The 12,481-nt window shown below is 57.0% G+C and carries 9 protein-coding genes; 3 read left to right on the forward strand and 6 right to left on the reverse strand.

Annotated features, from left to right (window positions below):
* Positions 1–119 precede the first annotated feature (119 nt).
* The 6 genes from folK to thpR form a co-directional block, all read right to left on the reverse strand.
* Positions 120–599 carry a 2-amino-4-hydroxy-6-hydroxymethyldihydropteridine diphosphokinase gene (folK, locus tag PI91_RS06435; RefSeq protein WP_039265694.1) on the reverse strand — a complete coding sequence of 160 codons (480 nt, stop codon included), beginning with the start codon at positions 597–599 and terminating at the stop codon, positions 120–122.
* Complete coding sequence (gene pcnB, locus PI91_RS06440; RefSeq protein WP_072203850.1) at positions 596–1,993, reverse strand: polynucleotide adenylyltransferase PcnB; 1,398 nt, start codon at positions 1,991–1,993, stop codon at positions 596–598. Before pcnB ends, folK begins: the two co-directional genes overlap by 4 nt.
* Positions 1,994–2,035: 42 nt before the next feature.
* A complete protein-coding gene (gene gluQRS, locus PI91_RS06445) occupies positions 2,036–2,926 on the reverse strand; it encodes a tRNA glutamyl-Q(34) synthetase GluQRS (RefSeq protein ID WP_008501938.1) in 891 nt (296 codons plus the stop codon).
* A 59-nt stretch (positions 2,927–2,985) separates the two neighbouring features.
* A complete protein-coding gene (gene dksA, locus PI91_RS06450; RefSeq protein ID WP_001155232.1) occupies positions 2,986–3,441 on the reverse strand; it encodes an RNA polymerase-binding protein DksA in 456 nt (151 codons plus the stop codon).
* Positions 3,442–3,617: 176 nt separating this feature from the next.
* The gene (gene sfsA / locus PI91_RS06455) at positions 3,618–4,322 is read right to left on the reverse strand and encodes a DNA/RNA nuclease SfsA (RefSeq protein WP_039265695.1); all 705 of its coding nucleotides are present in this window, start codon (positions 4,320–4,322) and stop codon (positions 3,618–3,620) included.
* Complete coding sequence (gene thpR / locus PI91_RS06460) at positions 4,312–4,866, reverse strand: RNA 2',3'-cyclic phosphodiesterase (RefSeq protein WP_039265698.1); 555 nt, start codon at positions 4,864–4,866, stop codon at positions 4,312–4,314. Before thpR ends, sfsA begins: the two co-directional genes overlap by 11 nt.
* Positions 4,867–4,939: 73 nt before the next feature.
* On the opposite strand from thpR, the gene hrpB reads away from it, so the two are divergent.
* The 3 genes from hrpB to fhuA all read left to right on the forward strand — a co-directional run bounded on the left by hrpB (position 4,940) and on the right by fhuA (position 12,479).
* Positions 4,940–7,369, forward strand: coding sequence for an ATP-dependent helicase HrpB (hrpB, locus tag PI91_RS06465; protein WP_039265699.1), 2,430 nt, complete (start codon positions 4,940–4,942; stop codon positions 7,367–7,369).
* 142 nt (positions 7,370–7,511) lie between these two features.
* Positions 7,512–10,037: a bifunctional glycosyl transferase/transpeptidase gene (mrcB, locus tag PI91_RS06470; protein ID WP_039265700.1), complete on the forward strand. Its 2,526-nt coding sequence runs from the start codon at positions 7,512–7,514 to the stop codon at positions 10,035–10,037.
* Between the two features lie 231 nt (positions 10,038–10,268).
* The gene (gene fhuA / locus PI91_RS06475) at positions 10,269–12,479 is read left to right on the forward strand and encodes a ferrichrome porin FhuA (RefSeq protein ID WP_021240495.1); all 2,211 of its coding nucleotides are present in this window, start codon (positions 10,269–10,271) and stop codon (positions 12,477–12,479) included.
* The last annotated feature ends 2 nt before the right edge of the window (positions 12,480–12,481 follow it).

Below are 12,481 nucleotides of genomic sequence, written 5' to 3' on the forward strand. Positions count from 1 at the left end.
TTTCCTGATAGCCCAAAAGCGAATCTTTGCGCATTCTAACAGTAACATTCGAGGGAACAATGATTTTAGGTAAACGATTAACCATAAATATTTTATGGTTAATCGCTAAAAAAACAGCCTTACCAGCGGGCGGGTTTCTCCGCACCGAGACTGTTGAGAACGGCCTTTAGCGAGAGCCCGTCAGGAAAGGTAAGGGAAGGGGCAACTTCATACAGCGGCCAGAGCATAAACCCGCGATTTTTCATGTCGTAATGCGGTACGGTGAGGCGTTCAGTGTTAATCACCTCATGGCCGAACAGCATAATATCGAGATCAAGCGTGCGCGGCCCCCAGCGTTCGGCTTTGCGTACGCGGCCCTGCTGAAGCTCAATACGCTGGGTATTGTCCAGCAGCGCTTCGGGACCCAGCTCAGTCTCAAGAACCACGGCGGCGTTGAGGTAGTCTGGCTGATCCTGTGGCCCCAGCGGCGGGGTGCGATAGAACGAGGAGACCGCCACGATCCGACTCTGTGGGATGTCGCCCAGTGCCTGTACGGCAGCCTTCACCTGCTCCAGCGGAGAGGCTAAATTGCTGCCGATGGCGATATACGCGAGGGTCATGCTGTCCCTTCACGACGCGGCGCGCGTTTGCGCGGACGACGATGACGGCGACGCGGTTCCGGCTCTTCATCCAGCCCGGTCAGCATATCTTTCTGCTCTGGCGGGGCGGAGACCTGGAATTCAGCCCACCACTGCGCCAGACGCTGCAGCTCCTGGTTGCGTTCAATTTCCGCGCGCAGCGACAGGAGATCGAAGGCTGCGCGGAACTTAGGATGCTCCATCAGCTTCCAGGCGCGTTTGCCCTGACGACGTGACATGCGCAGCTGAAGCTGCCAGATGTCGCGCACCAGAGTGGTAATACGTTTCGGAATGGCGAGCGTGCGGCAGCCTTCGTCCAGCACGTCGTTGGCGGCCAGCGCGAACGCATCGTAATAGGCGAGCCCGCTCTCCTGGGTAATGCGCTGGGCCGTTTCCAGCAGCGGATACCAGAACATCGCGGCAAACAGGAACGCCGGGTTCACGCGCATGTCGTTGCGAATGCGGGTATCGGTATTCTTCAGCACCTGCGCAATCATCCGCTCCATAGGGCTGTCACCGTTTTCGGTGAAGTAGCGGGTAATGGTCGGGAACAGCGGCTGGAACAGGTTGTATTCGCGCAGAAGATTATAGGTTTCAAAACCGTGGCCGGCCTGCAGCAGCTTCAGCGCCTCTTCAAACAGGCGAGCAGGCGGCACGTCGTTAATCAGCGTCGCCAGACGCGGGATCGGCTCGGCCGTTTCCGGGCTGATGCGCATATTGAGCTTGGCGGCAAAACGCACGGCGCGCAGCATACGCACGGGATCTTCACGGTAGCGCGTTTCCGGCGTGCCGATCAGGCGGATCAGACCTTCTTTCAGGTCCTGCATGCCGCCGACGTAATCGCGCACGGTGAAATCCGCCACGCTGTAATAGAGGCTGTTGATGGTGAAGTCGCGACGCTGGGCATCTTCTTCGATAGAGCCGAAGATGTTGTCGCGCAGCAGCATACCGTTCTGGCCGCGCTGCGACGTGGTGCGATCGGATGCGCCCGCTTCGTGGTGGCCGCGGAAGGTCGCCACTTCGATAATTTCCGGCCCAAACATCACGTGAGCCAGACGGAAGCGGCGGCCAACGAGACGACAGTTGCGGAATAATTTGCGCACCTGCTCAGGCGTGGCGCTGGTCGTCACGTCGAAATCTTTCGGTTTTTTGCCCAGCAGTAAATCACGCACCCCACCGCCGACGAGATAGGCCTCGTAGCCCGCTTTATTCAGACGATAGAGTACCTTGAGGGCATTTTCACTGATATCTTTGCGGGAAATAGAGTGCTGCTCACGCGGAATAACCGACATGTGTGGCTGTGCAATAGCATCATTCGCCATGCTCTCTTCGCGGCTTAGCACTTTACGGCAAAAATTAGCGACTCGGGTAAAAATGGTACACCTCGTAGTGTGTTTTGTTATGAAAAAAGCGGCTAATCATAGCTCAGCGCAACGCATTTGAGAATGCTGGATTTTTGGCACAGCCCTGAGCGTCCAGTTGGCGATGGCCATTTTCAGCAGTTCGTCAATACGCAGATCCTGCCATTCGTTGGTTACATTCTGGTTGAGAAAACGCAGCGCGTCGATCAAAACAGGACGCGGATCGCCGTCTGGCAGGGCCGGGGCGTGGTTCTGCTTTGATAATTTTAAGCCCTGCGCATTAACCGCCAGCGGCAGATGAATGTAGTCCGGTGCTGTCCAGCCAAACTGGTGATACAGCGAGATTTGCCGTACGGTCGGCTCGACCAGATCCGCCCCGCGCACAATTTCCGTCACGCCCTGGAAATGATCGTCCACCACCACGGCCAGGTTGTAGGCGAACAGGCCATCGCGACGGTGAATAATAAAATCCTCACGCGCCAGACGTTCATCGGCATGAATCTCACCGGAGAGTAAATCGTGAAAGCGCGTCACCGGTGAGCGCTGCAGTATTCGCACGGCGGCATTTTCAGGACCGTTGTTCAACGTGCGGCAGTGGCCGTCATAGACGCCGCCTGCGCTCTGGATACGCGCGCGGGTGCAGGTGCAGTTATAGGAAAGCCCCTGAGCGCGAAGCCAGGCCAGACGTTCCCGATACGCCTCGTGACGTGTCGACTGCCACAGAACCTCGTCATCCCAGTGAAGACCGTAATGTTCCAGCTGACGCAGAATCGTCTCTGCTGCACCGGGAACTTCACGCGGAGGGTCAATATCTTCAATGCGGACGAGCCATTTTCCCTGACGGGCGCGAGCCTGCAGGTAGCTGCCGAGCGCGGCAATTAATGAGCCGAAGTGTAATTCACCGGAAGGAGATGGCGCGAAGCGCCCAATATAGTGTGATTCAGACATATCAACAGTAACAAGGCGGGAGAGACTCCCGCCTTTGGAGTGTGTAAACAGCGCTGGTGTTAACCGGCCATCTGTTTTTCGCGGATTTCGGCCAGCGTTTTGCAGTCGATGCACAGATCGGCGGTTGGACGCGCTTCCAGGCGACGAATGCCAATTTCAACACCGCAGGATTCGCAGTAGCCAAAATCTTCGTCTTCGACTTTTTTCAGCGTTTTCTCGATCTTTTTGATCAGTTTGCGTTCGCGGTCACGGTTACGCAGTTCGAGGCTGAACTCTTCTTCCTGAGCGGCACGGTCTACCGGATCCGGGAAGTTAGCAGCTTCATCCTGCATATGAGTAACGGTGCGATCGACTTCATCCCTGAGTTGATTACGCCATGCTTCAAGAATACGCTTGAAGTGCGACAGCTGGGCTTCGTTCATATACTCTTCGCCCGGTTTCTCTTGATACGGCTCCACCCCAGCGATGGCGAGAATACTCAGGGACGATGTTTTACGGTTTTGCCCTTCTTGCATGTTGCTTCTCCTTAACACGCACTATCGATCCCCGTGTTGGGGGAAAAATCAGGTCGCTATAAATAGCAGATGCTTTTCCGTATGGCAATTATCTAAACGTAACACTTGACAAGCCTGTGAGGAAAAGCGTATTTGCGCACGCGGCCAGAACACTTAATCGTCAATCGTCTAATCCCTTATAAGACAATGGGAAGAGAGGATCTCAGAGTCATATTATCGGCAGAAAGTTCCGCTTTATAAGCGAAAACCTCTACCCCCTGCTTTTGTGCCTCATTCAACAATTGCGCGTATTTAGGATCAATATGGCGGGCAGGGGAGAAACGTTCAATGGCTGAATGCAACACTGCAAACAGCAATACGGCGCGTTTGCCCGCCGCCGCAACACTCATTAGCTCTCGCAGATGCTTCTGGCCACGTAGCGTTACCGCATCCGGGAAGTAGCCATTTTCCTGTTCCGCTAACGTCACTGATTTCACTTCAATATAGCACTCCGGCCTGTCTTCCGCCTGTAACATGAAGTCAATTCTGCTGCCTTCATCGCCATATTTCACTTCGCTTTTATGCGTGCCATAACCGACCAGTTCGGGAATTACGCCATGAGTCAGCGCTTCCTTAACCAGTTGATTGGCGCGCAGGGTATTAACGCAAATAAATGCCCCGTTCTGGGTTTCGGTCATTTCCCAGGTATGGGCATATTTGCGTTTAGTATTTTCTGATGTGGAATACCAGACCCTGTCACCCGGCGTCGCGCATCCCGTCATGGCACCGGTATTGGGGCAGTGCAGGGTGAGCGGTTCACCTTCAGGCGTGATCACATCGGCGAGGAAGCGTTTGTAGCGTTGGATAAGCGTAGCGTGCTGCAGGGGAGGACTAAACTTCATCAGAGTTCCTTTCGGTGTTGCCCAGCGTCCAGCGCTGTAGCGGCGTATAGCGGGTGCGTCCCTGTGCAAAGACGGATTCATAAAGCGCGAATGTGTTGACCGGAAAGGCCCAGTGAAAACCCGGCGGCGGGATGGCAACGGCCTGACCGGCATCGCGCAGCAGGGTGATGTGCGGATGAAACGGCTGTGGGCTTTGATAACAGCCGCTGCGCGCCGCCTGCGCGCGCAGCATGTTCGCCAACTGTAATAATCCGCGCGGAGGCTGGCGCGTCCCCAGCCAGACCACGCGTGAACGCAGCCACTGACCCGCGTCGTCGAGATGTAGCGTAAATTCCGGCTGGACAATACGCCCGGCCAGTGCGGCTAACGCCCGCTGTTTTTCGGCACTGACGTCGCCCAAAAAGGCCAGCGTCAGGTGCAGGTTAGCCGCCGCGACCGGGCGACCGGCTTCCGGCGGGAAGCGATCGGCGCGCCAGCGAACAATTTGACGCTGTAGTGTTGTGGGCAATTCAATGGCAAAAAACAGCCGTTTCGACTCAGGCATACGGAGGACTCGGTAATGATATGCGCCGATGCTACAATGTACGCCGACTAATGTTAACCCTCTGGAGCTGTTAGTGTCCTCATTGCCGGTCGCCGTCGTTCTTCCTGACCTTCTCGCTGCCTTACGCCATGCCCCGCAGGTTTTGCTGAATGCCCCGACGGGGGCGGGTAAGTCCACCTGGCTACCGCTGCAAATTCTGAAAGACGGGAACATCAGCGGGAAAATTATCCTGCTGGAGCCGCGCAGGCTGGCCGCGCGCAACGTGGCGCAGCGCCTGGCGGAACTGCTGAATGAAAAACCCGGCGAAACGGTAGGTTACAGGATGCGCGCTGAGACCTGCGTGGGCCCGACCACGCGCCTTGAGGTGGTCACCGAGGGCATTCTCACCCGCATGCTGCAAAACGATCCGGAGCTGACCGGCATCGGGCTGGTGATCCTGGATGAATTCCACGAGCGCAGCCTGCAGGCGGATCTGGCCCTTGCGCTGTTGCTGGACGTTCAGCAGGGACTGCGTGACGATCTCCGGCTGCTGATAATGTCGGCGACGCTGGACAATGTGCGGCTACGGCAGGCGCTACCTGATGCGCCGGTCATCAGCTCTGAAGGGCGGGCGTTTCCTGTTGAACGCCGCTATCAACCGCTTCCCTCCCACCTGCGTTTTGACGAGGCGGTCGCCATTGCCACCGCTGAACTGCTGCGCCAGGAACCCGGTTCCCTGCTGCTGTTTTTGCCGGGTGTCGGTGAGATCCAGCGCGTGCAGGAGCAGCTTTCCTCTCGCGTAGGCGGTGATGTACTGCTGTGCCCGCTCTACGGCGCGCTGTCGCTCCAGGAGCAGCGTAAAGCTATCCTTCCTGCCCCGGTGGGGCAGCGCAAGGTGGTGCTGGCAACCAACATCGCTGAAACCAGTTTGACCATTGAAGGTATTCGTCTGGTGGTCGATAGCGCGCAGGAGAGGGTGGCAAGCTTTGATCCGCGCACCGGGTTGACTAAACTCCTGACGCAGCGCATCAGCCAGGCGTCAATGGTGCAGCGCGCGGGCCGCGCGGGGCGTCTCGAGCCGGGTATTTGCCTGCATTTGACCAGCGCAGAGCAGGCTGAACGCGCGGCGCAGCAAAGCACGCCGGAAATTTTACAAAGTGATTTGTCGGGCCTGGTGATGGATCTGCTGCAGTGGGGCTGTCCGGATCCTGGACAGCTTACCTGGCTTGATTCTCCCCCTGTCGTTAACCTCACCGCTGCGCGCAGTCTGTTAACTGAGCTTGGCGCGCTGGAGGGCGAACGTCTGACGGTACGCGGCCAGAAAATGGCGGCGCTGGGCAACGATCCGCGTCTGGCCGTGATGCTTGTGGCCGCGCAAGGGGATGATGAAATTGCCACGGCGGCAAAACTGGCGGCTATCCTTGAGGAGCCGCCGCGCGGTGGCAGCAGCGATCTGGGGCAGGCGTTTTCACGCAATCAGGGGAACTGGCAGCAGCGGGCGCAGCAGCTGTGCAAACGGCTTAACAGCCGCGGCGGCGTGCCAGACAGCGAGAGGATTTCCCGGCTGTTAGCGCAGGCGTTTCCGGATCGAATTGCGCGTCGGCGCGGGCTGGACGGCCGCTATCAGCTGGCAAACGGCATGGGGGCGATGCTGGACAGCGATGACGCCCTGACGCGTCATGAGTGGCTGATTGCGCCGCTCCTGCTGCAGGGGAGCAACTCCCCCGACGCGCGTATCCTGCAGGCGATTGCCGTCGATATTGACGCCCTGACCCGTAGCTGTCCGCAGTTGCTTAAGCAATCGGACATCGTCGAGTGGGATGATGCGCAGGGCACGCTGAAGGCGTTTCGTCGTAGCCAGATTGGGAAACTGACGCTCGGGACGAAGCCGCTGGCGAAGCCGTCGGAAGACGAGCTTCATCAGGCTATGCTGAACGGCATTCGGGAAAAAGGGCTGAGCGTGCTGAACTGGACGCCGGAGGCGGAACAGTACCGCATTCGCCTGCACTGCGCCGCAAAGTGGCTACCGGAACATGGCTGGCCAGCGATGGATGACGAGACGCTGCTGGCTACGCTTGAACGCTGGCTACTGCCGCAGATGAGCGGCGTGCACTCTCTGCGCGCCCTTAAAGCGCTTGATGTTAAGACTGCGTTACAGAATTTACTGGACTGGTCATTGCGTCAACGTCTGGATAGTGAACTGCCAGGGCATTACACTGTGCCGACCGGAAGCCGGATTGCCATCCGTTATCATGAGGATAATCCGCCGGCGCTGGCGGTTCGGATGCAGGAGATGTTTGGTGAAGCAACCACGCCGTCTATCGCTGAAGGACGCGTGCCGTTGGTGCTTGAACTGCTGTCGCCTGCGCATCGCCCCTTGCAGATCACCCGAGATTTAGGGGCGTTCTGGGCGGGGAGCTACCGTGACGTGCAGAAAGAGATGAAGGGGCGGTACCCCAAACACGTCTGGCCGGACGATCCGGCGAATACGGCGCCGACGAAGCGGACGAAGAAATATTCCTGAAAGGGATGTGTGGCCTGATGCCCTCACCCCGGCCCTCTCCCACAGGGAGAGGGAGAACTAATTTTGAGAGATTTCTTCTTTCACAGGCCTGTGAAAGAAAAGAAAATCTGGCCTTTGCGCCTGAAAGTTGCGGAGAAAAAGCATGGCGGGGAATGACCGCGAGCCAATAGGACGTAAGGGAAAACCAACGCGTCCGGCGAAAGAAAAAGTAAGCCGTCGTCGCCTCAGAGATGAGGACTATGACGATGACTATGAAGACGATGATGAGGATGAAGAACCGATGCCGCGTAAAGGGAAAGGCAAAGGGCGCAAGCCTCGGCGCAAACGCGGCTGGTTCTGGCTGCTGCTGAAGCTCTTTATTGTTTTTGTTGTGCTGATGGCAATTTACGGCGTGTATCTGGATCAGAAGATCCGCAGCCGTATCGACGGTAAAGTCTGGCAGTTACCTGCGGCAGTGTATGGCCGTATGGTGAACCTTGAGCCAGATATGTCCATCACGAAAAACGAAATGGTTAAACTGCTGGAAGCCACCCAGTATCGTCAGGTGTCAAAAATGACGCGCCCTGGCGAATTTACCGTGCAGGCGAACAGCATTGAGATGATCCGTCGTCCGTTTGATTTCCCGGACAGCAAAGAGGGTCAGGTGCGCGCGCGTCTGACCTTTGACGGGGATCGTCTGGATACCATCGAGAACATGGATAACAACCGCCAGTTCGGTTTCTTCCGTCTCGATCCGCGTCTGATCACCATGCTTTCATCGGCAAACGGCGAGCAGCGTCTGTTCGTGGCGCGTAACGGCTTCCCGGATCTGCTGGTCGATACGCTGCTGGCGACCGAAGACCGTCACTTCTACGAGCACGACGGCATCAGCCTCTACTCGATTGGTCGTGCGGTGCTGGCTAACCTGACGGCGGGTCGTACCGTGCAGGGAGCGAGTACGCTGACTCAGCAGCTGGTGAAGAACCTCTTCCTCTCCAGCGAACGATCTTACTGGCGTAAAGCGAACGAAGCCTACATGGCCGTGCTGATGGACGCGCGCTACAGCAAGGATCGTATCCTTGAGCTGTATATGAACGAGGTGTACCTCGGTCAGAGCGGCGATAACGAAATCCGCGGCTTCCCGCTGGCGAGCCTGTACTACTTTGGGCGTCCGGTCGAAGAGCTGAGCCTGGATCAGCAGGCGCTGCTGGTGGGCATGGTGAAAGGGGCGTCCATCTATAACCCCTGGCGTAACCCGAAACTGGCCCTTGAGCGTCGTAACCTGGTGCTGCGTCTGCTGCAACAGCAGCAGGTGATTGACCAGGAGCTGTACGACATGCTGAGCGCACGTCCGCTTGGCGTGCAGCCGCGCGGTGGGGTGATCTCGCCTCAGCCTGCGTTTATGCAGCTGGTGCGTCAGGAGCTGCAGAGCAAGCTTGGCGATAAGGTGAAAGATCTCTCCGGCGTGAAGATCTTTACGACCTTTGACTCCGTGGCGCAGGATGCGGCAGAAAAAGCGGCGGTGGAAGGCATTCCGGCGCTGAAGAAACAGCGTAAGCTCTCCGATCTTGAAACCGCGATGGTGGTGGTTGACCGTAACTCCGGCGAAGTTCGTGCGATGGTGGGCGGTGCCGAGCCGCAGTTTGCTGGCTATAACCGTGCCATGCAGGCGCGTCGCTCGATCGGCTCTCTGGCAAAACCGGCAACCTATCTCACTGCCCTGAGTCAGCCAAACCAGTATCGTCTCAATACCTGGATTGCGGATGCGCCGATCTCCCTGCGCCAGCCTAACGGCCAGGTGTGGTCACCGCAGAACGACGACAAGCAGTTTAGCGGTCAGGTGATGCTGGTGGATGCGTTGACGCGCTCCATGAACGTGCCGACGGTGAACCTGGGCATGTCGCTGGGTCTGCCAGCGATTGTCGATACCTGGCAGAAGCTGGGCGTGGCGAAAGATCAGCTGCACCCGGTACCGGCGATGATCCTGGGTGCGCTCAACCTGACGCCGATCGAAGTGGCGCAGGCGTTCCAGACGATCGCCAGCGGCGGTAACCGCGCGCCGCTCTCCGCCCTGCGTTCGGTGATTGCCGAAGATGGCTCCGTGCTGTATCAGAGCTTCCCGCAGGCGGAACGTGCCGTTCCTGCGCAGGCGGCCTATATGACGCTGTGGACGATGCAGCAGGTGGTGCAGCGCGGTACCGGCCGTCAGCTGGGGGCGAAGTATCCGGGCCTGCATCTGGCGGGTAAAACCGGGACCACCAACAACAACGTTGATACCTGGTTTGCCGGTATTGATGGTCGTGAAGTGGTGATCACCTGGGTAGGCCGCGACAACAACCAGCCGACCAAGCTGTACGGCGCGAGCGGGGCGATGTCGATTTACCAGCGCTATCTGGCGAATCAGTCCCCGGTGCCGCTGAACCTGGTTGCGCCGGAAGATATCGTCGATATGGGCGTGGACAGCTCCGGTAACTTCGTCTGCGGCGGCGGAATGCGTACTCTGCCGGTCTGGACAACCAACCCGGATTCCCTGTGCCAGCAAAGCCAGCCAGAACAGCCAACGGGTAACCCGTTCGAGCAGTCTTCTCAGCCACAGCAGCCGCAGCAGCAACAGCCGCAGCAGCAGAACGAGAAGAAAGACAGCGATGGTGTCGCAGGCTGGATTAAAGATATGTTCGGCGGTAACTAACCGCGTGAGGTCCCCCCGCAAGGGGGGATTTTTTTACCCATTCCCCCCCTTTTTTTAACCCTCTTTTTAATATTGATTAACCCTTCGTTCTCTCCTGGTTATTTCTTAAACCCTTAATTCTCGTAGGGCCGCTTACTGCTTGCTATGCAGTCAGCGTTTCGCCTATTATGCTGCGGTCATAATAATAATTCTCGTTTACGTTATCATTCACTTTTCCATCAGAGATACACCATGGCGCTTTCCAATACTGCTCAGCCAATCAATACGTCGCTGCGTAAAATCGCGGTCGTCGTCGCCACAGCGGTTGCCGGCATGTCGGCATATACACATGCTGCCGAAACCCCGAAAAAAGAAGAAACCATTACGGTAACCGCAGCACCTGCGGCACAGGAAAGTGCCTGGGGACCGGCACCCACGATTGCGGCTAAACGCACGGCCACCGCGACCAAGACCGATACCCCGATTGAGAAAACCCCGCAGTCTATTTCTGTCGTCACCCGTGAAGAGATGGACATGAAGCAGCCGGGGACGGTTAAACAGGCGCTGGCCTATACGCCGAGCGTGTTCGCAACACGCGGGGCGTCTACAACGTATGATGTTGTTTCTATTCGTGGGTTCACCACTTCCAGTACCGTGAATACTAACCAGTATCTGGACGGGATGAAGCTGCAGGGAGATAACTATTCTGAAGCGTCCATGGATCCGTATTTCCTTGAGCGCGTCGAGCTGCTGCGTGGCCCAACGTCCGTTCTGTACGGTAAAAGCCACCCGGGCGGCGTGGTCAGCATGGTCAGCAAGCGCCCAACCACCGAGCCACTGAAAGAAATTCAGTTCAAAATGGGTACCGATAACCTGTGGCAGACCGGGTTTGATTTCAGCGATGCGATTGATGATGACGGCGTGTGGTCATACCGTCTGACCGGTCTGGGGCGCAGCGAAAATGCGCAGCAGGAGATGGTGAAATCTTCCCGCTACGCCATTGCACCTGCTTTCAGCTGGCGTCCTGACGATAAAACCGATTTTACTTTCCTGAGCAACTTCCAGAGCGATCCGGATGCAGGCTATTACGGCTGGCTGCCGCGGGAAGGTACCGTTGTGCCTTACTACGATGCCAACGGCAAAGCACACAAGCTGCCGACCGATTTCAACGAAGGTGAAGAAGATAACAAGATCTCCCGTCGTCAGAAAATGGTGGGTTACAGCTTCTCGCATCAGTTTGATGACACCTTTACCGTGCGTCAAAACCTGCGTTACACCAAAATCAATACGCTTTACCGTTCCGTCTACGGTAACGGCTATATTGCACCGGCTCAGATCAGCCGCGCGTATGTGCGCTCCGATGAGGACCTCAACTCGTTTACCGTTGATACTCAGCTTCAGTCCAAATTCGCGACGGGTGCAGTGGATCATACCCTGTTGACGGGCGTTGATTACCTCCGCATGCGTAATGATATTGATGCTGACTACGGCACGGCCGATCCCATCAGTATGACGAAGCCTGCGTACGGCAATCCAAATGTCGACGTTTACTACCTTTACAAAGTGCTCAACCGTCAGGAACAAACCGGCCTTTATGCGCAGGATCAGGCTGAATGGGATAAGTGGGTACTCACAATGGGTGGCCGCTATGACTTTGCGAAAACCTCAGCACTGACGCGTACAACCGGTACTACCGCGGAAATCAACGATCAGGCATTCACGTGGCGCGGCGGGATTAACTACCTGTTCGACAACGGCATCACGCCTTATTTCAGCTATAGCGAATCGTTCGAACCGATTTCGGGTACCACTCAGGGCGGCAAACCGTTCGATCCTGCACGCGGCAAGCAGTATGAAGCGGGCGTGAAGTACGTACCGAAAGATCTGCCTGTTGTGGTCACGGCTGCTGTTTATCAGTTAACCAAAAACAACAACCTGACGGCCGATCCGGCGAACCCAACCAGCGGCTTTAGCGTGCAGGGCGGTGAAATTCGCTCTCGCGGTTTCGAACTGGAAGCGAAAGCTGCCGTCTCTGCCAACGTGAACGTGACGGCTTCCTATAGCTTTACTGATGCGAAATACACACACGATACCTGGTATGAAGGCCGTCGTCCGGCGGAAGTGCCGCGCAATATGGCATCTCTGTGGGCAGATTATACCTTCCACGAGACGGCGTTGAGCGGTCTGACGGTAGGGGCTGGCACCCGTTACATTGGTAACACCGTGTCCTATTACTCTGCCTCGTCGCCAAAAGCCTACCAGTCATTCAACGTCGCGGGCTATGCCCTGGCGGATGCCACCGTGAAATACGATCTGGCACGCTTTGGACTTCCCGGCTCTTCTGTCGGCGTCAACGTGAACAACATCTTCGATCGCGAATACGTCTCCAGCTGCTACAGCGAATATGCCTGCTACTGGGGAGCAGGACGTCAGGTTGTTGCTACCGCGACCTTCCGCTTCTAATC

Origin of the sequence: Enterobacter sp. FB, assembly GCF_000805795.1 — a bacterium.
Classification (GTDB): Bacteria; Pseudomonadota; Gammaproteobacteria; order Enterobacterales; family Enterobacteriaceae; genus Enterobacter; species Enterobacter roggenkampii.

Bases quoted from the DNA above. Each gene is read 5' to 3' on its own strand.
- folK (WP_039265694.1), bottom strand. From the start codon at position 599: ATGACCCTCGCGTATATCGCCATCGGCAGCAATTTAGCCTCTCCGCTG.
- gluQRS (WP_008501938.1), bottom strand. From the start codon at position 2,926: ATGTCTGAATCACACTATATTGGGCGCTTCGCGCCATCTCCTTCCGGT.
- dksA (WP_001155232.1), bottom strand. From the start codon at position 3,441: ATGCAAGAAGGGCAAAACCGTAAAACATCGTCCCTGAGTATTCTCGCC.
- sfsA (WP_039265695.1), bottom strand. From the start codon at position 4,322: ATGAAGTTTAGTCCTCCCCTGCAGCACGCTACGCTTATCCAACGCTAC.
- thpR (WP_039265698.1), bottom strand. From the start codon at position 4,866: ATGCCTGAGTCGAAACGGCTGTTTTTTGCCATTGAATTGCCCACAACA.
- mrcB (WP_039265700.1), top strand. From the start codon at position 7,512: ATGGCGGGGAATGACCGCGAGCCAATAGGACGTAAGGGAAAACCAACG.
- fhuA (WP_021240495.1), top strand. From the start codon at position 10,269: ATGGCGCTTTCCAATACTGCTCAGCCAATCAATACGTCGCTGCGTAAA.